Annotated in this window: 18 protein-coding genes; 7 read left to right on the top strand and 11 right to left on the bottom strand. The window is 62.5% G+C overall.

Going from position 1 to position 18,369, the window contains the following annotated elements:
* Positions 1 to 136: 136 nt before the first annotated feature.
* From ATN84_RS11460 to ATN84_RS11450, 3 genes are read right to left on the bottom strand one after another with little or no spacing between them, the layout of a single operon-like run.
* Positions 137 to 1,723, bottom strand: a complete 1,587-nt coding sequence (locus ATN84_RS11460) for a 5-guanidino-2-oxopentanoate decarboxylase (protein WP_068881752.1) — start codon at positions 1,721 to 1,723, stop codon at positions 137 to 139.
* On the bottom strand, positions 1,720 to 2,907 hold the full coding sequence (locus tag ATN84_RS11455) for a pyridoxal phosphate-dependent aminotransferase (RefSeq protein WP_068882005.1): 1,188 nt from the start codon (positions 2,905 to 2,907) through the stop codon (positions 1,720 to 1,722). Before ATN84_RS11455 ends, ATN84_RS11460 begins: the two co-directional genes overlap by 4 nt.
* The gene (locus ATN84_RS11450; protein WP_068881751.1) at positions 2,907 to 3,563 is read right to left on the bottom strand and encodes a TetR/AcrR family transcriptional regulator; all 657 of its coding nucleotides are present in this window, start codon (positions 3,561 to 3,563) and stop codon (positions 2,907 to 2,909) included. The genes ATN84_RS11455 and ATN84_RS11450 overlap by 1 nt, the downstream gene beginning before the upstream one ends.
* A gap of 176 nt (positions 3,564 to 3,739) precedes the next feature.
* Between ATN84_RS11450 and ATN84_RS11445 the strand changes: the two genes are divergently transcribed.
* Genes ATN84_RS11445 through ATN84_RS11430 form a run of 4 tightly spaced genes read left to right on the top strand, consistent with a single transcriptional unit; the run spans position 3,740 to position 6,939 of the window.
* Positions 3,740 to 4,561: an ABC transporter ATP-binding protein gene (locus ATN84_RS11445; protein WP_068881750.1), complete on the top strand. Its 822-nt coding sequence runs from the start codon at positions 3,740 to 3,742 to the stop codon at positions 4,559 to 4,561.
* Positions 4,562 to 4,609: 48 nt separating this feature from the next.
* Positions 4,610 to 5,392 (top strand): transporter substrate-binding domain-containing protein, encoded by a 783-nt coding sequence (locus ATN84_RS11440; RefSeq protein ID WP_068882004.1) that lies wholly within the window; start codon positions 4,610 to 4,612, stop codon positions 5,390 to 5,392.
* 54 nt (positions 5,393 to 5,446) lie between these two features.
* The gene (locus ATN84_RS11435) at positions 5,447 to 6,109 is read left to right on the top strand and encodes an ABC transporter permease (protein ID WP_201026363.1); all 663 of its coding nucleotides are present in this window, start codon (positions 5,447 to 5,449) and stop codon (positions 6,107 to 6,109) included.
* A gap of 2 nt (positions 6,110 to 6,111) precedes the next feature.
* On the top strand, positions 6,112 to 6,939 hold the full coding sequence (locus ATN84_RS11430; protein ID WP_068881748.1) for an ABC transporter permease: 828 nt from the start codon (positions 6,112 to 6,114) through the stop codon (positions 6,937 to 6,939).
* Between the two features lie 25 nt (positions 6,940 to 6,964).
* Here the strand turns inward: ATN84_RS11430 and ATN84_RS11425 are convergent, their stop codons facing one another.
* The 7 genes from ATN84_RS11425 to ATN84_RS11395 form a co-directional block, all read right to left on the bottom strand.
* A complete protein-coding gene (locus ATN84_RS11425; RefSeq protein WP_068881747.1) occupies positions 6,965 to 7,396 on the bottom strand; it encodes a nuclear transport factor 2 family protein in 432 nt (143 codons plus the stop codon).
* A gap of 119 nt (positions 7,397 to 7,515) precedes the next feature.
* Positions 7,516 to 8,466 carry an alpha/beta hydrolase gene (locus ATN84_RS11420; RefSeq protein ID WP_068881746.1) on the bottom strand — a complete coding sequence of 317 codons (951 nt, stop codon included), beginning with the start codon at positions 8,464 to 8,466 and terminating at the stop codon, positions 7,516 to 7,518.
* Positions 8,463 to 9,245, bottom strand: a complete 783-nt coding sequence (locus ATN84_RS11415) for a carnitinyl-CoA dehydratase (RefSeq protein WP_068881745.1) — start codon at positions 9,243 to 9,245, stop codon at positions 8,463 to 8,465. The genes ATN84_RS11420 and ATN84_RS11415 overlap by 4 nt, the downstream gene beginning before the upstream one ends.
* On the bottom strand, positions 9,242 to 11,317 hold the full coding sequence (locus ATN84_RS11410) for an acetate--CoA ligase family protein (RefSeq protein WP_068881744.1): 2,076 nt from the start codon (positions 11,315 to 11,317) through the stop codon (positions 9,242 to 9,244). The genes ATN84_RS11415 and ATN84_RS11410 overlap by 4 nt, the downstream gene beginning before the upstream one ends.
* A gap of 11 nt (positions 11,318 to 11,328) precedes the next feature.
* Positions 11,329 to 12,492, bottom strand: coding sequence for an acyl-CoA dehydrogenase family protein (locus tag ATN84_RS11405; RefSeq protein ID WP_068881743.1), 1,164 nt, complete (start codon positions 12,490 to 12,492; stop codon positions 11,329 to 11,331).
* A gap of 5 nt (positions 12,493 to 12,497) precedes the next feature.
* A complete protein-coding gene (locus tag ATN84_RS11400; protein ID WP_068881742.1) occupies positions 12,498 to 13,562 on the bottom strand; it encodes a carnitine 3-dehydrogenase in 1,065 nt (354 codons plus the stop codon).
* 7 nt (positions 13,563 to 13,569) lie between these two features.
* On the bottom strand, positions 13,570 to 14,475 hold the full coding sequence (locus ATN84_RS11395) for a beta-keto acid cleavage family enzyme (protein WP_068881741.1): 906 nt from the start codon (positions 14,473 to 14,475) through the stop codon (positions 13,570 to 13,572).
* Positions 14,476 to 14,554: 79 nt separating this feature from the next.
* On the opposite strand from ATN84_RS11395, the gene ATN84_RS11390 reads away from it, so the two are divergent.
* Together ATN84_RS11390 and ATN84_RS11385 are read left to right on the top strand one after the other, a co-directional pair.
* The gene (locus tag ATN84_RS11390) at positions 14,555 to 15,541 is read left to right on the top strand and encodes a GlxA family transcriptional regulator (RefSeq protein WP_425287393.1); all 987 of its coding nucleotides are present in this window, start codon (positions 14,555 to 14,557) and stop codon (positions 15,539 to 15,541) included.
* 30 nt (positions 15,542 to 15,571) lie between these two features.
* A complete protein-coding gene (locus ATN84_RS11385) occupies positions 15,572 to 16,051 on the top strand; it encodes a thioesterase family protein (RefSeq protein ID WP_068881739.1) in 480 nt (159 codons plus the stop codon).
* On the opposite strand, the gene ATN84_RS11380 is transcribed toward ATN84_RS11385, so the two are convergent.
* Complete coding sequence (locus tag ATN84_RS11380) at positions 16,038 to 16,949, bottom strand: LysR substrate-binding domain-containing protein (protein ID WP_082766236.1); 912 nt, start codon at positions 16,947 to 16,949, stop codon at positions 16,038 to 16,040. The two genes, ATN84_RS11385 and ATN84_RS11380, sit on opposite strands and share 14 nt — an antisense overlap.
* A 158-nt stretch (positions 16,950 to 17,107) precedes the next feature.
* Between ATN84_RS11380 and ATN84_RS11375 the strand changes: the two genes are divergently transcribed.
* A complete protein-coding gene (locus ATN84_RS11375) occupies positions 17,108 to 18,337 on the top strand; it encodes an aromatic ring-hydroxylating oxygenase subunit alpha (RefSeq protein ID WP_068881738.1) in 1,230 nt (409 codons plus the stop codon).
* Positions 18,338 to 18,369 lie beyond the last annotated feature (32 nt).

Genomic DNA, 18,369 nt, shown 5'->3' with positions numbered 1-18,369 from the left:
TTTGACCGTTCAGGAATGGATCCTCGGGCTTAACCCGAGGATCCATTCCAGAGCATCGCCGCTCCACCAGCGGTCGGACATCAAAGCCATTGCTATCTAAAGCAACCCGATTCCGTCAAAACGGAAACCCCAACCATCAACCGACCAGTTCCTCATCGATTTCAATGAGATAGGGCTTGCCGTTTGCCCTTGCCCGCAGGAGGGCGGCGGGGAGTTCATCGAGCTTTGCCAGACGCTCGGCCGGGACACCATAGGCTTCGGCGATCTTGAGATAGTTGGGCGGCGTCGGGCGCACGCCAACGGGATCAACGGCGGCATCGTGCATGGCGCGCTCGATCTCCTGATAGCCGCGATTGTTCCAGACGATGAAGATGACGGGCGCTTTCTCATCCATCGCCGCGCCGAGTTCCCCCAGCACGAACTGAAAGCCGCCATCGCCGGCGATGCAGATGGTGGGGCCGTGCGGCGCACCGAGCGCCGCGCCGATCGCAGCGGGCGGGCCGAAGCCCAGTGCGCCGAAACCAGTGGCGGCATTGAACCAGCCGCCGGGGCGGTCATGATCATAATAGAGATTGCCGGAATAAATGGCCTGGGTGGAATCGCCGACGACCAATGCATTTGGCAGCGTGTCGCGCAGCATGTCGAGAAAGCGCACATGGCTTTGCGTTCTCGGTCCGATTGCCGCCCATGCGGCTTCTCTCGCCGTCCGGGCGCGCTCCGAGCCGGAGCCGGCGTTGCGCCGTTCAGGAAGCCGGGCGGCAAGCGCGGCCACCGCTTCTTTTGCCGATGCCTGGATAGGCAGAAAGGCAGCATGGCGGGCGAGCTGATCCGCATCGATGTCGATGCGGACGAGCCGCTGCAATTCGGGAAAACGGCCATCGCCATACATGTCGTAGTCGGTCGGCCCCATCTCGGTGCCGATCGCGATCACCAGATCGCTTTCGCCAAGCAGCCTGCGCACCGGTTGAAGGCTGGGGCTGGCCGGCACGAGCAGGGGATGCGCGTGCAGGATGCCGCGCGCATTGGTCGTCGCCACCACGGGCGCATCGAGCTTTTCGGCAAGATCCTTCAGATCCGCAGCGGCACCCTTTGCGCCGCCGCCGATCAGGATGACTGGCCGTTCGGCCGTAAGACAGAGCTGCGTCAGTTCCTCCAGTGTTTCCGCCGATAGCCGGGGAGGCGATGCGGTATCCGGCAAGCGGCGTGCATCGGCAAGCGGCTCGCCCATCACGTCGATCGGGATCTCGATATGCACCGGCCCCGGCCGGCTGGAGGCGAAGAGGGCGAACGCCCGCGCCAGAACCGCCGGCAATTCCTCCGCCATCTCGATCCGGTGCGAGAACATGGCGACCGTCCGCAGCATGGCGCGCTGGTCCGGCAATTCGTGCAGGTGGCCCATGCCCCTGCCGAGCGTATCGCGTTCATTGACGCCCGAGATGACCAGCATCGGAACGGAATCGGCGCGCGCCTGGCCCATGGCCGTGATGGTGTTGGCGATGCCTGGTCCGGTGATGACGAAGGCGATGCCCGGCTTTCCCGTGGCGCGGGCATAGCCATCGGCCATGAAGCCCGCGCCCTGCTCATGGCGCGGCGTCACATGCCGGATCTTCGAGGCGGCTAGGCCGCGGTAAAGCTCGATCGTATGGACGCCGGGGATGCCGAAAACGGTATCGACATCATAGGCCTCGAGCAGATGGACGAGGGATTCGCCTGTCGTGGTCATGCGTATTTCCGTGGCTGGAGACGGGATGCGAGGCGGATGATGCCGGCGCAGGCCGCATCGATCTTGTCGTCGGCGACACTCAGGCTGAGACGTAGATAGCCCGACAGATTGTCGCCGAAGGATTCGCCCGGCATCACCGCGACATGCTCCTCTTCGAGCAGCCGCATGGCGAATTCGTCGCCGCTCAAGCCCGTCGAACGGATATCGGCGAGAATGAACATACCCGCCTGCGGCACCTTGCTGACGATGCCTGCCACGCCGTCCAGCCGCTCGGAAATGCGCTCCGCCCGACGCAGATAATTCTCCCGCATGGCGGCGGCGACCGCAGATGGCCGGCCGAGGGCGTAGGCCGTCATGTCTGCGATGAAGGGCTGCACGCCGAACAGCATGGATTCCGAAAGCGGCAGCAGCCGCTGCGTGAATTCTTTCGGACCCACGCACCAGCCGCTGCGGAAACCTGGCGCGGCGTGGGATTTGGAGATCGAGGAGACGACCACCGTGCGCTCGGCCAGATCAGGAAGGTCGAGCGGGGAGGTGAACTTGCCGTCGAAGACCAGAAGCTCGTAGACCTCGTCCGAGACGATCCAGAGATTGTGTTTGCGGCAGACCTCGCCGATCTCAGCCAGTTCCCTTTCGTTGAGCATGGCGCCGGTCGGATTATGCGGGGTGTTGAGCAGCAGGACGCGCGCTTTCGGCGTGATGACCTTTTCGAGATCGGCGGCCTGCATGCGGAAGCCTTTTTCCGGGTGCAGCGGCACGGATACGCGTGTGGCGCCGGTGGCGCGGATCACGCCGTCATAGGTGGCATAAAGGGGATCGCCGGTGATGACCTCGTCACCATCTTCCGCGAGGCCCAGCATGACGACCGACAGGGCCGTCTGCGTTCCGGGAAAACACAGGACGTTCTCGGACGTGATCGGCCGGCCGGTCCGCTCGCCATATTTGGCGGCGAGCGCTGCAAGGACGCCGGGCTCGCCGCGCCCGTTGGAATAGCCGGTTCGGCCGGCGCGCATCGCCTTGTCGGCCACATCGATCATGTCCTGCGGCGTCGGAATATCGGGCTCGCCGATCGTCAGTTCGATGATCTCCGTTCCGGCTTTCCGCATCTGGCGTGCGCGGGTGTGGACGGCCCATTTCTCCGAGCCCAGCCCGGCCAGCCGGCCGGTAACGGACGCATAGCGCATCATACCGCGCCTCCTTCGATTTGCAGTGAGATTCCAAGAACCGCTTCTATGGCAGAAACGCCGGTTTCCGCCAATTCGCCTTCGGCGAACATATCGCCGGCAAGGCAGCCTTCCAGCCACAGGCCGTCGATGATCGCGTTGATGGCGATGGCATGGCGGCGGGTGTGATGCGGTTCGGCCGGTCTGCCGGCGGCAAGCAGCGCCTCGCGAATGAGGATTTCCAGTTCGTCGCGAAAGCCCAGATAGCCGTCGCGATGCGCGGCCGCCATGATGGGATCGGCGTGGACGAGGGCGATGAAACCCGCCCAGAGCGAGAGATTGTTCGGGTCCATGATGGGCTGGCCGAGATTGGCGGTGACGAATGCCGAAAGCCGCGCGCGTGCATCGTCGGGGGCGTTCTCCAGGGCTGCGCCCGCCTGAACCGTCATGCGGTCCATCACGGCGCGATAGGCGGCGCCGATGAGATCGTCCTTCGTGGGAAAATAATAGCGGATAAGGCCGGGCGTCACATCGGCGCGCAGGGCGATCTCGCGCACCGTCGCCCCGGCAAGCCCGCGCTCGGCGACGCATGCAAGCGTCGCGGCGATCAAATCCTCGCGCCGCTTGTCCTCGCCCTCCCGGCGGAAGCTCTTGCGTGTGGCGGTCTGCTCGGTCATGCCGCGTGTGCTCACCCGAAAAAATTACGGTACGCTGTATTTATACGCTTGCATAAATACAGCGCAAGTGTTGTGATGAAGCTAAATTGGGCAGCCAAGACCCATGATGAGAAAAGAGGCGGATCGAGTGACGTCATGATCAGACATGCGCAACCGTTACATATGGATGGCGTGGAATGACGGCGCCCCAAGCGGCAGTCATTGCGAAACCTCCCCATCCGGCAACGGCGGAACGGGCCGAAGCCATCCATATCTGGAACCTGCACAAGCGGTTCGGCGAGCTCGAAGTCCTCAAGGGCGTTTCCCTGACCGCGCGGGACGGCGATGTCGTTGCCCTGATTGGCGGCAGCGGTTCGGGGAAATCCACGTTCCTGCGCTGCATCAACTTCCTCGAAAATCCGACGAGCGGCGTCATCCGCATCAATGGCGAGAACGTGCGGATGGTGAGCGATGGCGAGGGCGGGCAATATCCGGCCGACCGGCGCCAGATCGAGCGCATCCGCAGCCGCCTCGGCATGGTTTTCCAGAATTTCAATCTCTGGCATCACATGACGCTTCTCCAGAACGTCGTCGAGGTGCCGATCCATGTGCTGGGCATGAAGCGCGACGAGGCCGTCGCCCTCGGTGAGCAATTGCTGGAGCGGGTGGGGCTTTCGGAAAAGCGGGATGTCTATCCGGCCTATCTCTCCGGCGGGCAGCAGCAGCGCGGCGCGATCGCCCGGGCGCTCGCTATCCGGCCGCGTGTCATGCTCTTCGACGAACCCACGTCAGCGCTCGATCCCGAGCTAGTCGGCGAAGTGCTCAAGGTCATTGCCGACCTCGCGAAAGAAGGGCGGACGATGCTGCTCGTCACCCATGAGATGAAGTTCGCCCGCGAGGTGGCGAGCCATGTGATCTACCTGCACAACGGCGTCATCGAGGAAGAGGGGCCACCGGAAACGCTGTTCGGCGCGCCGAAATCCAACCGTTTGAAGCAGTTTATTCGCACCGTTTCGTGAAAAAAACCGGGAAAAACCCGAGGGGAACGAAGGGAAATGGAGATGAAAATGAAGGCTTTTCTGAAAACAGCCGTAACCGCCGGTACGCTGATCGTGGCCGCAATGGGAGCCGCGGGCGCCGAAACGATCAAGGTCGGCATCGCCGCTGAACCCTATCCGCCATTCGCCTCCCCCGATGCGTCGGGCAAATGGCAGGGCTGGGAGGTGGAAATGGCCATGGCGATATGCGAGGAGGCGAAGCTCGATTGCGTCATCACGCCGGTCGCCTGGGACGGCATCATCCCGGCGCTCCTGACGAAGAAGATCGACATGATCACGGCGTCCATGTCGATCACCGAGGACCGCAAGAAGACGATCGATTTCTCCGACAAATATTACAACACGCCGACGGTGGTGCTCGGCTCCAGGGATGTGGAAATGGATGCGACGCCGGAGGGCATGAAGGGCAAGGTGCTCGGCGTGCAGGTTTCGACCGTTCATCAGGTCTATGCGAAGAAGCATTTCGCCGATACGGCGGCCGAGATCAAGGAATACCAGACCCAGGACGAAGCCAATCAGGACCTTGCCGCCGGGCGCATCGACGCGACGCAGGCGGATTCGATCGCCATGGAAACCTTTGCCGCCTCGGATACCGGCAAGGCCTGCTGCGAGATCAAGGGGAAGGTGGCGGATGATATCGAGGTCCTCGGGCCGGGTGTCGGCGTCGGCCTTCGCAAGGACGATACCGAGCTGAAGGAAAAGATCAACACCGCCATCAAGGGCATCCGCGAGAACGGCAAATATGACGCGATATCGAAGGAATATTTCAACTTCGACATCTATGGCGGCTGAGGCCGCATGCTGGAGCTCCTATCCCCGGTGCCGCCCGGCTGGGGCGGCAATCTCCTGCGCGGGCTGGCCCATTCCCTGCAGATCGCCTTCGGCGCGTTCAGTCTTGGGCTGGTGATCGGCACGTTCGGCGCCTATGGCAAGCTCTATGGCGGGCCTGTTATCCGCGACATAACGGCGATCTACACCACCATCGTGCGCGCCGTTCCCGAGCTCGTGCTGATCCTGATCATCTATTATGCGGGAACCGATCTCATCAATCACATCCTCGAAGCCATGGGCTATGCGCGGATCGACATAAGCGGCCTTGTCGCGGGCATCGTCGTGCTCGGCTTCGTGCAGGGCGCCTATGCGACGGAGGTGCTGCGCGGCGCGATCAAGTCAATCCCGCAGGGGGAGATCGAGGCCGCGCGCGCCTTCGGCATGTCGCCCGGTGTGATGATGCGGCGCATCACCTTGCCCGCCATGCTTCCTCATGCTTTGCCGGGGCTCGCCAATCTCTGGCTGATCGCGACCAAGGACACGGCGCTCCTCGCCGTCGTCGGCTTCAGCGAACTGACGCTCGAGACAAGGCAGGCGGCAGGCGCGACCAAGGCCTATTTCCTGTTCTATATGGCGGCGGGCTTGCTCTATCTCTTGGTGACCCTCACATCCAGCGCGATCATAGGCCGGGTGGAGCGATGGGCGCGGCGCGGCATGCCTTCGGTGAAGGAGGCGTGAGAATGGCCGAAACGGCGGTTCAGACTTTCCGCATCACGCCGGAAAAGAACGGCGCCACGCAAACCCGCCGTCTGGCGCCGCACCGCATCGTGCTGGCGCTGATCGGTCTCGGTCTCGTCGCCGCCGCGATCTATTTCCTGCGATGGGACTGGTTGCCCGATTATTACGACCTGATCCTGCAGGGCCTGTGGCGCACGATCTGGATCCTCGTGGTGACATGCATCCTCGGCTTCCTGTTGGCGGTGCCGCTCGGCCTGGCGCAGGCGGCGGGGCCGAAGATCGTCGCTGTGCCGGCGCGCATCTTCTGCACCGTCATTCGTGGCACGCCGCTCCTGTTGCAGCTCTGGCTGCTCTATTACGGGCTCGGTTCGCTGTTTCCGCAATATCCCTGGATCCGGGGCTCCGAACTCTGGCCCTATCTGCGCCAGGCGTGGCCCTATGCCGTGCTGGCGCTGACGCTTTCCTATGCCGGATATGAGGGCGAAGTGATGCGGGGCGCCTTTGCCGGCGTGCCGAAGGGGCAGCTGGAGGCGGCGCGCGCCTTCGGCATGCGGCGTTTCACCATTTTCCGCCGCATCTGGCTGCCGCAGGCGATCCACCGCGCCTTGCCAACCCTGGCGGGCGAGGCGGTGCTGCAATTGAAGGCGACGCCGCTCGTCGCCACCATCACGGTGGTCGATCTCTATGCGGTGGCCTCGCGCGTCCGGCAAGATACCTTCATTACCTATGAACCGCTTTTGCTGCTTGCGGCGGGCTATCTCGTCATCACCGGCGTCATTGTCTTCCTCTTCCGCCGCCTGGAAGGTCTCATCCCGTCGAAACTGGGGTAGATGGAAACGTCGGTGCTTCACGGTTCTAGATGATGCCGTGCTTCCTTAGAAGCGCCTGCTCGTCGCCCGATACCCAGCCGAAGACCTTCGGCTCCCCGTCCAACGTCTGAACGAAGTAGTGAACGTCGAAATCTATCGCTATGTCGGGCTGACCCTTGCGGGCATAAATTGCCGTCCAGGCAACATTGGCCACGCAATGATGTTCGTCTATCGGGGAGACGCCGACATTGCGTATCCGCATCTCCTTGGTCCCCATCGCCCGATAGCGCGCATAGCCTTGCACCATGGCCTGCTTCAGTTGATCGTCGTTCTTGCCACTCATGACCCCGGCAGGCGAGGCCGCTATGAAATCGGAGGCATACAGCGATGCCACCTCATCCATATCCATGTTGCCACCGAGGGATTGGTTGAAAAGGGATGCGTATCGCTCAAAGAATTTCCTTACGCTGGTCTCCATCGTTTCGTCTCCAGGCACAGCTTTCGCCGTGCGGGTTCAAAGCGACCGCGCATCGTCTTGCTGCAATGGCGGCAGCGGGTCGAATGTCAAACTGAGACATTACCCGACTTTGGACTTGCTTATAAGGAAACAGGCCAGCCGTTCAGTCCAAGCGCCTGAACCGCCTTGCAGATGCGGCGGAAGCTTGCGCCGGCGCGTCCCACGCTGTGGCGGGCGCGGAGATAGCCGTGCACGAGGCCCGGCTCGTTCCGCCAGGATGCCTTGCCGCCGGCGGCCATGATCCGCTCGCAATAGCACCGTCCGTCATCGGAAAGCGGATCGCATTCGGCCGATATGACGATCGTTGCGGGAAGCGCCGAAAAATCGCTGTCCGAGAGCGGCGCGAAACGCGGATCGCGCGACCAGTCTCGGTCGCCGCTTCTGACCTCGGCATAATAGTGCACGTCGCGGGTGGTGAGCATCGGCGCTCGCGCGTGGATGAGATAGGAGCCTTCGTCCGCCTTGCCGCCCAGCGCGGGATAGATGAGGACCTGACCGATTGGAGCGTGTTCGTGGCCGCGCAGATGATGCGCGATGGCAGCGGCGAGATTGCCGCCGGCGCTGTCGCCGCAGAGAACGATCGGCAGATCGGATGCTTCCGCGATATGCTCGAACACGAAAAGGCAATCCTCGAAGGCAGCGGGATGCGCGTGTTCCGGCGCCAGCCGGTAATCGACCGACATGACGTGAAAGCCGGTCGCCTCGCACAGTTCAGCGCAGACGTCGTCATGGCTGTCGAGGCCTCCGACGACAAAACCGCCGCCATGGAAATAGAGACAGATAGCCTTGGGCTCGCTGCCTTTCTTCAGATAGACCCTGATGGGAATCCGATGCGCATCGGTTTCAATGGACGTATCGGCGGAAGAAATGCCCGCGGGATAGCCGGCGTGAAATGCCCGGCACATGCTGACATACACGTCGCGCTGCTCTTCGATCGTCAGGTCGACCGCATCGGGCGGGTAGAAATCATTGGTGCGCTCGATGAACGTCCAAGTCTGTTTGTCGATCAGCACGGAATAGTCGGTGTTCATCTGCCTTTCCATACGGGATCGCGCTTCTCGGCGAAAGCCCTGAAACCCTCCTGCCCATCCTCCGAGGCGTAGAGGGTGTCCACCGTGCGGAACTTGCGCTTGGTGATCATGTTCATGGCCTGCTGGAAGCTCATGTTCTCCGCCTCCCGCGCCACCTCCTTGATAGCGGCGAAGACCAGCGGTGGGCCGCTCTCGAGCAGGCGGGCGATTTCCCAGACGCGCTCCATCAGTCTCTCCTTCGGCAGGGTCTCGTTGACGAGCCCCCAGCGATGCGCCTCGGCGGCATCCATCCAGCGGCCGGTCAGGAGCAAATCCATGGCGACGTGATATGGGATGCGCTTGGGCAGCTTCACCGTTGCAGCGTCGGCCAGCGTTCCCGCGCGGATCTCCGGCAGGGCGAAGCTGGAATGGTCGGCGGCATAGATTAGATCGCAGGAGAGGGCGAGCTCGAAACCGCCGCCGACGGCCATGCCGTTGACCGCGGCGATCACCGGCTTGTTGAGATCACGCAATTCCTGCAATCCGCCGAAGCCGCCAACGCCATAATCGCCATCGACCGCATCGCCGCCTGCCGCGGCCTTCAAATCCCATCCGGCGCAGAAGAACTTGTCGCCCGCCGTCTGGACGATGGCGACGCGCAAATCCGGATCGTCACGGAAGGCCTGGAAGGTCTCGCCCATCAGCCGGCTCGTCTTGAGATCGATGGCATTGGCCTTGGGCCGGTCCAGCGTGACCTCGAGAATGCCGCCTTCGCGGCGCGTCCTGATCACGTCGCTCATTTCAGCTCTCCTTTCGTGACGAGCAGGGCATCGGCAACCCATGCACCTTTTCCCTCACCGCAGACAAGCAGCGGGTTGATATCCAGTTCGGCAATCCGCCCGGCATGATCCACGGCGAAGGTAGCGATGGCGTAAATGGCGTTGATTGCGGCCTTGAGATCGGCTTTCGGCCGGCCGCGATAGCCGTCGAGTAGCGCAAACATCCTGAGGGAGCGCAGCGCGGCTTCGATATCGTCATGGCTCGCGGGCAGGAGCATGGTCACGCTGTCCTGCAAAAGTTCCACGAGAACACCGCCGGTCCCGAACGTCATGACCGGCCCGAATTGCGGATCGTCGACGATGCCGATCAGCAGCTCGCCGACGGCTCCAGTCACCATGCGTTCGACATAGAGGCCCGATCCGAGATGCGTGAGTTCATCGGCTGCCGATTTGACCGCCCCAGCTTCACTGAGATTAAGACGCACGGCATTCATTTCGGATTTATGAGCAATGCCCAATGCTTTCAGCGCGACGGGATAACCGAGCCTTTCGGCGGCCGCCACGGCTTCATCGGCACAAGTGCAGCGGTTGCCCACTGGTACAGGCAACCCATGCCGGCGTAGAAGGGCTTTCGCCTGCGCTTCGTCCAGTTCGACGATGTCGGCACCAGCCTTTGCCCTGGGGCAGGCGACGGGAGGTGCAAGTGGGGTCTTCCAGGCCTTGCCGATGAAGGCGGCCGCTTCCGCTGCATCGAACGCTTCGGTGATGCCACAGAGGGGGGCGATGCCGCGTGCCATCAGCTCCGCAATGTACTCCTCCGGGATGTTCTCCGGCAGGGAGGCGATCATTGCGCCCTTGGCCTTGTTGGCCTTCAGCGCCGCCTCGAAGCCGTGCACCGTCGTCCACCAGTCGATATCCGAGCAGCGGTCCTTGCGCGGAAAATCGATAACGAGGCAGTTAAGCGAGAAGCCGCCGGAAACCATGGCTGTGAATGTCCGGCTCAGCGCCGGCTCGTCGTTCCAGATGAAGGTGTGGTAGTCGAGCGGGTTGGCGACGGCCACCAGCGGCCCGAGCGTCGATTTGACCTCTGCGCGATGCTCCGGCGTCAGCGGCGGAAACTCCACCGCCCTTCCTTCCGCCGCATCGGCCATGACGGATGCCTCGCCGCCGGAACAGCTCATGGAGGAGAGCGTGTTGCCGTCGAGCGGCCCATGCACATGGAGAAGCTTCAGCGTTTCGAGGAACGACGCGATCGAATTCACGCGGGCGATGCCGAGCCTTTTCAGAAAAGCGTCGGATGCCGCATCCGATCCCGCCAGCGAGGCCGTGTGCGAGACGGTCGCCGCGCGCGCCTGGGCGGAGCGGCCGACCTTCATGGCGACGATGGGCTTTCGCAGTTCGCGCGCGCGCTTTGCCAGTGCCTCGAAACCCGCCGCCGACTGGAACGCCTCGATGTGGAGGCCGAGCGCCGTCACCCGCTCATCCTCGATCAGGGCGATGGCCATGTCGGGCAGGCCGGTCTGCGCCTGATTGCCCGCCGTCATCACATGGGCGATCGGCAGGCCGCGTTTCTGCATCGTCATGTTGATGGCGATGTTGGAGGATTGGGTGATGATGGCGACGCCGCGCTCATCAGGGGCGAGCCGTCGCCCGCCATGCTGGTCGGGCCAGAGCAGGGCGCCGTCACAATAATTGACGAGGCCATAGCAGTTAGGCCCGATGATCGGCATGTCGCCGGCGGCCGCTATCAATTCCTGCTGCAGCCTTGCGCCATCCGCATCGTCGGCGCCGGCTTCCAGGAAGCCCGAGGCATAGCAGACGGCGACACCCGCGCCGGCCTTACGCAGGTCGCGCACGATATCGAGCGTGAGGAAGCGGTTGACGCCGATGAAGGCCGCGTCGGGACTGCCCGGTAGGTCGGCGACGGAGCGATAGGCTTTCAGGCCCTGCACTTCGTCGTGTCTGGGGTGCACGGGCCAGATCTCGCCCGCGAAACCCATTTTCTGCGATTGCCGGATGACCTCGACGGCCTGCAGGCCGCCGAAGACGGCGATGGTTTTCGGGCGAAGCAGCCGGTCGAGCTTGTGGGCCATGCCGTGCCTCGTCATGCACCGAAGGGGCGCAGCAGGGCACGGGAGATGATGTGCCGCTGGATTTCCGACGTGCCTTCCCAGATGCGTTCGACGCGGGCGTCGCGCCAGATGCGCTCCAGCGGCAGATCGTCCATCAGCCCCATGCCGCCATGGATCTGGATCGCCTCATCGGCGACAAAGGCGAGGACTTCCGTCGCCTTGAGCTTGGCCATGGCCATGTCGGCATCGGTCACCGTGCCCTGGTCGAATTTCCAACCGGCCTCGAAGGTCAGAAGGTCGGCGGCCTTCAATTCGGTCGCCATATCGGCCAGTTTGAAGGAAATCCCCTGGAATTTGCCGATCTTCTGCCCGAATTGCTCGCGCTGCGCGGCATATTCGATGGCATGCGACAGTGCACGTTCGGCCCGGCCGAGGCAGGTGGCGGCTACTTGCAGGCGCGTCGCGCCGAGCCAGCTATTGGCCACCTCGAAGCCTTTGTGCACTTCTCCGAGAATGGCCTCATTGGGCAGGCGGCAATCGTCGAACTCGATGATGGCGTTGGAATAGCCGCGATGCGAGACGTTGCGATAGCCTTCACGGATCGTCATCCCGGGATGACCCTTGTCGACGAAGAAGGCGGTGATTTTCTTCTTCTTGCCGCGCGGCGTGTCTTCCTCGCCGGAAGCGACGAAAAGGATGACGAAATCCGCCTCCATCGCATGGCTGATGAAATGCTTGGTGCCGTTGATCACCCAGTCACCGCCCTTTTGGACGGCCGTCGCCTTCATGCCGCGCAGATCGGAGCCGGCGCCGGGCTCGGTCATGGCGAGGCAATCGGATTTCTCGCCGCGAATGCAGGGATGAAGATATTTTTCCTTCTGCGCGTCCGTGCCGGCGAGGAGGATGTTGGAGGGCCGTGCGACGCAGGTCCAGTGCAGCGCGTAATTGGCGCGGCCAAGCTCCTTTTCGTAAAGCAGCCAGGAGACCGTATCGAGCCCCGCGCCGCCGACTGTTTCAGGCATGTTGGCGGCGTAAAGGCCGGCTTCGATGGCCTTCTGCTTGATCTCCTCGACCAGTTCCCTGCGCAGGACGCCGGTGCGCTCGACCTCCGCCTCATGCGGGTAGAGCTCGTTTTCGACAAAGGCCTGCGTCGTCTCGACGATCAGCCTCTGCTCCTCGGTCAGACCGAAATCCATGGGCGTCAGCCTTTCTTTTTCCGGGCTTTGCCGGCCTTGGCCTTTTCGGCCGCTTTCGAGATCGCCGGTTTCTGCGCGAGTTTCGACAGGCGTTTCGTGTAGTCCTTGTAAAGCGCGCCGGCGCCCCAGCCCTTGCCCCTGTTCTGGCGCGACAGCGCTTCCATGATGGCGACCAGATTGTCGTCGCGGATGCGCTCGAGTTCGCGGATGGAGAGGCCATGCGCCTGCTCGTCGGACTGGCTGGCGATCTTGTCCACCAGCTCGTCAGTCAGTTCCGGCACGTCCATCAGCTTGGTCCACGGCCAGGAGAGGCAGGGGCCGAACTGGGCCATGAAATGGCGCATGCCGGCTTCGCCGCCGGCGACGCGATAGACCTGGAACATGCCCATCTGCGCCCAGCGGATGCCGAAGGAATAGCGCATGATATCATCGAGTTCCTCGACCGTGGTGATGTCGTCCTTGATCAGCCACAGCGCCTCGCGCCATACCGCTTCCAGCAGCCGGTCGCCGACGAAGGCCTCGATCTCCTTGCGGATCACCACTGGTTTCATGCCGATAGAAGCATAGAGCGCCCGGGCCTTCTCAACGGCTTCGGCGGAGGTCTGCTTGCCGCCGACGATCTCGACCAGCGGCAGGAGATAGACCGGGTTATAGGGATGGCCGACGACCAGCCGTTCGGGATGCTGCATCGCCGTCTGCATCTCGGACGGGAGGATGCCAGAGGTGGAAGAGCCGACAATCGCATCCGCCGCCGCATGGGCGTCGATTTCGGCCAGCACCTTGTGCTTGAGGTCGAGCCGCTCCGGCACGCTTTCCTGAATGAAATCGGCGCCTGTCACTGCCTCGGCAATGGTTTTGGCGAAGGTGAGTTTTCCTTCCTTAGGTAACCCGTTCGGCAGCATGGCCTTGTAAGCGCGGCGGGCGTTTTTCATCACCTCGCTGACCTTGCGCTCCGCTTCCGGATCGGGGTCGAAGATCGAGACCTCGATGCCGTTGAGGAGAAGCCGGGCGACCCAGCCGGCCCCGATGACCCCGCCGCCTATCGCCGCGGCCTTGCGAATTCTCGTCATGACGGTCTCACCAGCGCTTCGTCAGTTTCATGCGGGCGCGGACCTCGTCCGGTCCAAGGATTTTCGCGCCCATGCCCTCGGCGATCTTGACCGCCCGCTCGACCAGCGGGCCGTTGGTGGCGAGAACGCCCTTGTCGAGCCAGAGATTGTCCTCCAGCCCGACACGGACATTGCCGCCGGCAAGCACGGCCATCGCCACATAGGGCAATTGGTTGCGGCCGATGGAAAAGGCGGAGAACGTCCAATTCGACGGCAGATTGTTGGTCAGCGCCAGGAGCGTTGCCATATCGTCCGGCGCGCCCCAGGGAATGCCCATGCAGAGCTGCACCATAACCGGGTCATCCAGCAGGCCCTGGTCATAGAGCCATTTGGCGAGGAGCAGATGGCCGGTGTCGAAAATCTCGACCTCGGGGCGCACGCCCAATGCCTTAATCTGCGCCGCCATGGCCTTCAGCATGGCGGGCGTGTTGGTCATGACGTAATCGCCTTCGCCGAAATTCATCGTGCCGCAATCGAGCGTGCAGATCTCCGGCAGGAGCTTCGCCACATGCGCCAGCCTTTCAGTAGCGCCTGCCATATCGGTGCCGTCGGGCGAGGGCGGCAGGGGCTTTTCCACATTGCCGAGCGTCAGGTCACCGCCCATGCCGGCGGTGAGGTTCAAGACCATGTCGACGCCGGATGCCTTGATATGCTCGACCACCTCCGCATAGAGCGCCACGTCGCGCGCCGCCTTGCCGGTCTTGGGATCACGGACATGGATATGCGCGATCGCCGCGCCGGCATTGGCGGCGGCTATACATTCATCGGCTATCTGGCGCGGCGTTACCGGAACCTTGTCCGAACGACCGGTCGTATCGCCCGCGCCGGTGACGGCGCAGGTGATGAATACCTCGCGATTGGGGGACAATCCCATTGCGTGTTCTCCCTTTGATTTTTGTTGCGTTGATCATGCCGCGATTGCCAGAAACTGTTTTGCGATATACGAATTGAAATTGATGAATAGCGAAACATCGCCACTCTTTCTCCCTGACCCGAAAGCGCTCGACGTGACCGTGCTGGTCTTCTCGGGCGCCTCATTGATGTGCGTCGCCTCGACCATCGATCCGATGCGCGCGGCCAACCGCGTTTCCGGCAGCACGCTTTTCAAATGGCGGATCGTCTCGCTCGACGGCCAGCCGGCAATCACCACCTGCGGCTTGCCGATCGCCGTTTCAGCTTCGTTCGATGCTTCAGAAAAAGCCGACATGCTGTTGGTTATCGGTGGTTTTGGTGCAGCCGATATCGCGCGCACCACCTTCACCGCCAATCTGCGCCGTGCCGTTCACAATTACCGGATGATCGGCGGCATCGAGGCGGGCTCCTGGCTGCTCGGCCGCGCCGGGCTTCTCTCGGGGCGGCGGGCGACGACCCATTGGGAGGACATGGAGGAATTCACCGCTGCGTTTCCAGATACTGACGTGCGGCCAGACCGCTATGTCATCGACGGGCCGGTCTTCACCAGCGGTGGCGCCTCGCCGACTTTCGACCTGATGCTGCACTTGATCCGCTCGCGCTTCGGCATGTCGGTGGCGCTCGATGTGGCGAGCGTCTTCATCTATGACGAGGCTCATGCCTCCAGCGATGCGCAGCCGCTGGTCTCGCTCGGGCGGCTCGACGACGTGCACCCGAAGCTGGCGGAGGCGATCCGACTGATGGAACGCCATATCGATGCGCCGCTCACCGTTGGAGCCATTGCCAAGCGTTGCGGGCTCAGTGCGCGGAGTCTCGAAAAGATCTTCCTCAAAGCCGTCGGCGAGGGGCCGGGGCGCTATTATCTGCGCCTGCGGCTGAAAGTGGCGCGGCGGCTTGTCACCGATACGCGGTCACCGCTCGCCGATATCGCGGCGAGGACCGGATTTTCCTCCGCTGCCGCCTTCACGCGCACGTTCAGGCATTTCGAGGGCAGACCGCCCAGCGCGATCAGGGCCGCCCATCGCTAGTTCAACGAAAAATCCAACAAGGAGCACAGCATGCCAGAGGGTGAATTGTACCGTTCCGCGCCGATCGCCATAGAGAAGGAATGGATCGACTATAACGGCCATCTGAACATGGCTTATTACAACGTCATCTTCGATCGTGGCGGCGACGAGTTCCTGGCCAAGCTCGGCTTCGGGCCGGCCTATGCGGCTGAACGCAAGCTGACGATCTACACGGCCGAGGTCCACATCTGCTATGTCAGGGAATTGCATCTGGACGACGCCGTGACTGTGACGAGCCAGCTCATCGATTTCGACGAAAAGCGCCTGCACACCTATAACGAGATCATACATCGGGATGGCTGGGTGGCGGCGACGGCGGAGGTCCTGTCGCTGCATGTCGACATGAGCGGACCGAAGGTCGGCCCGTTCCCGGCGGATATTCTGCCTGGGCTGGAACTGTACAAGCAGGCGCATTCCAGATTACCGATGCCGGCGCGCGTCGGCCGGGCGATCGGGATCAAGCGGAAATAGCCGTCTCTGAAAACTGCTCGACCAGCCACCGCTCGAACTGCTTGATCCTCGTCTCGTTGACGCGTTCCTTGCGGCAGATCAGGTACCATGCGCCGGGCTGGGGAACTCTTGAGGCAAAAGGTGCAACCAGCCGGCCGGCCCGCAGATCATCCGCAACGAGAAAATCGGGCGCGACAGCGAGGCCGTGGCCGTCGAGGGCGGCCTGCAGCGCTGCCAGATAGGTGTCGAATTTCAAGGTGATCGACCGGCCAGAATCGGCAGTGCCAGTGCCTTCCAGCCATGTGCTCCAGTCCTCCGGTGCGGTGTAGAGGGCAAGACGCGGCACCTTGGCAAGTGCTGAGGTGCCGGTTTCTCCGCCCATGCGCGCCGCCATCGAGGGGCTGCAGACGGGGAACATGTCTGGTTTGATGAGCAGCCGGTAGTGCAGGTTGAGGCGTTCCGGGCGCGTGGTGTGGATGATCCCGATATCGGACCGGTCGATGTTGAGTTCCCAGTCCAGCTGGCTTGTGCCTATACGGATGGCGAGGTTGGGATTGATGCGTCGGAAATCCGAGAGCCGCGGGATCAGCCAGCGCATGGCGAATGTCGCATAGGTCTCGAGCGCCAGATCGTCCGATGTGCCGATCCTGTTGATCAGCGCAGTGCCTCTTGCGATTTTTTCGAAGGCCTCCTGCATATAGGGATAATACAGCGTACCGGCATCGGTCAGCGATACGCCGCGCGGCAGGCGCTCGAAGAGCTTGACGCCCAGAATGCTCTCCAGTTCGGCGATGCGATGGCTGATGGCCGATTGCGTCACGCCCAATTCCTCGCCGGCGAGGCGGAAGCTCAGGAGCCGGGCCGATGCCTCGAAGGCCCTCAGCGAGCCGAGCGGCGGTATGCGGTGCCTAGACATCATGGGGGCCAAATCCTGCTGATAACATAGGCTTGAGAATAATTCATGCCTTGTTGAATAACCATCGCTTGAATGCGGCAAAATGCGAAATCATTCTCATCTTCGCCGCGGGAGATGAACGATAAGCGGCCGGGAACACACTCTATCAGCAAGAGGCGAGAATGAGAGCGGAACAGGCCTTAGCCGACATCGCACCGGTTCCGGACAGGATCGACCAACTCGTCGCCGTCCATCGTCCGGGTCTCGGGCTTGCCCGGGTTTTCTACACGGATCCCGATATCTATGCCCGTGACATGGAGCGGGTGTTCCGCCGCCACTGGCACTGTATCGGCCATGCGAGCATCATTCCCAATGCAGGCGATTTCGAGCTCTTCAAGATCGACAGCGAGGCGATCATCATCTCGCGCACCGAGGATGGATCGATCCACGCCTTCCTCAATGTCTGCCGGCATCGCGGCGCCGAGGTCTGCACCAAGCAGAAGGGCAATGCCCGCTTCTTCGTTTGCCCCTATCACGCCTGGACCTATGCCAATGACGGCAGGCTGCATGCGGCGCGGCTGATGCCGAAGGAATTCGACCGCAGCGCGCATGGCCTGAAAAAGCTGCATGTACGGGTGGCGGAAGGGCTGATCTTCATCTCTTTCGCCGAGGAGCCGCTTGATTTCTCGACCGTGGAGCAGTCGCTGCGCACCACCTGCGGCCAATATGGCTGGGCCGAGGCGAAGGTGGCGCATCGCGAGACTTATCAGATCGATGCCAACTGGAAGCTCGCCGTCGAAAATTATGTGGAGTGCTATCATTGCGGCCCGGCGCATCCGGAATATTCGCAGACCCATGCGCTGGAACAGCCGCTTGAAAAGATCGCTGAACTGAACGCCAGAATGGAGCAGCGCACCTGCGCGCTCGGCATCGATATCGCCACCGGCGATCATTGGCAGAATTCGGCCGAGGGGCGCGAGGCGATCCACACCTTCCGCTACGCGCTCTATGACGGCGTTTCGAGCGGCAGCGAGGACGGTTCGCCGGTCGCGCCGCTGATGGGCCGGTTCCAGGCGTTCGATGGCGGGGTGACCTCCATTCATTTGGGCGGCACGAGCTTCCTCGTCTGTTACCCCGATCACGGCATGATCTACCGCTTCATCCCGAAGACGGTCGATAGCTGCGAGATGGAGCTGGTCTGGCTGGTGCGCGGAGACTCGGAGGAGGGCAGGGACTATGATCTGGAAAAACTGACCTGGCTGTGGAAGGTCACCACCGCCGAGGACAAGGCCATCATCGAGCACACGGCCCGCGGCGTCCGCTCACACTACTTTGTGCCGGGTCCGATAGCGCCGATGGAGCACAATGAGCTGCGATACATAAAATGGTACCTTGATGAAATCGGCCGGTGATTAAAGCGGCCCGGGCTTGACCCGAGGACCCA

The organism is Paramesorhizobium deserti, assembly GCF_001558695.1.
GTDB classification, from domain to species: domain Bacteria; phylum Pseudomonadota; class Alphaproteobacteria; order Rhizobiales; family Rhizobiaceae; genus Paramesorhizobium; species Paramesorhizobium deserti.
The sequence above is the reverse complement of the archived record's forward strand: the minus strand, read 5'-3'. Positions and strand labels throughout refer to the sequence as shown.

Excerpts from the sequence above, each read along its gene's own strand:
- ATN84_RS11460 (WP_068881752.1), bottom strand. The coding sequence starts at position 1,723 with ATGACCACGACAGGCGAATCCCTCGTCCATCTGCTCGAGGCCTATGAT.
- ATN84_RS11455 (WP_068882005.1), bottom strand. The coding sequence starts at position 2,907 with ATGCGCTATGCGTCCGTTACCGGCCGGCTGGCCGGGCTGGGCTCGGAG.
- ATN84_RS11450 (WP_068881751.1), bottom strand. The coding sequence starts at position 3,563 with ATGACCGAGCAGACCGCCACACGCAAGAGCTTCCGCCGGGAGGGCGAG.
- ATN84_RS11445 (WP_068881750.1), top strand. The coding sequence starts at position 3,740 with ATGACGGCGCCCCAAGCGGCAGTCATTGCGAAACCTCCCCATCCGGCA.
- ATN84_RS11440 (WP_068882004.1), top strand. The coding sequence starts at position 4,610 with ATGAAGGCTTTTCTGAAAACAGCCGTAACCGCCGGTACGCTGATCGTG.
- ATN84_RS11430 (WP_068881748.1), top strand. The coding sequence starts at position 6,112 with ATGGCCGAAACGGCGGTTCAGACTTTCCGCATCACGCCGGAAAAGAAC.
- ATN84_RS11425 (WP_068881747.1), bottom strand. The coding sequence starts at position 7,396 with ATGGAGACCAGCGTAAGGAAATTCTTTGAGCGATACGCATCCCTTTTC.
- ATN84_RS11420 (WP_068881746.1), bottom strand. The coding sequence starts at position 8,466 with ATGAACACCGACTATTCCGTGCTGATCGACAAACAGACTTGGACGTTC.
- ATN84_RS11415 (WP_068881745.1), bottom strand. The coding sequence starts at position 9,245 with ATGAGCGACGTGATCAGGACGCGCCGCGAAGGCGGCATTCTCGAGGTC.
- ATN84_RS11410 (WP_068881744.1), bottom strand. The coding sequence starts at position 11,317 with ATGGCCCACAAGCTCGACCGGCTGCTTCGCCCGAAAACCATCGCCGTC.
- ATN84_RS11405 (WP_068881743.1), bottom strand. The coding sequence starts at position 12,492 with ATGGATTTCGGTCTGACCGAGGAGCAGAGGCTGATCGTCGAGACGACG.
- ATN84_RS11400 (WP_068881742.1), bottom strand. The coding sequence starts at position 13,562 with ATGACGAGAATTCGCAAGGCCGCGGCGATAGGCGGCGGGGTCATCGGG.
- ATN84_RS11395 (WP_068881741.1), bottom strand. The coding sequence starts at position 14,475 with ATGGGATTGTCCCCCAATCGCGAGGTATTCATCACCTGCGCCGTCACC.
- ATN84_RS11385 (WP_068881739.1), top strand. The coding sequence starts at position 15,572 with ATGCCAGAGGGTGAATTGTACCGTTCCGCGCCGATCGCCATAGAGAAG.
- ATN84_RS11380 (WP_082766236.1), bottom strand. The coding sequence starts at position 16,949 with ATGATGTCTAGGCACCGCATACCGCCGCTCGGCTCGCTGAGGGCCTTC.
- ATN84_RS11375 (WP_068881738.1), top strand. The coding sequence starts at position 17,108 with ATGAGAGCGGAACAGGCCTTAGCCGACATCGCACCGGTTCCGGACAGG.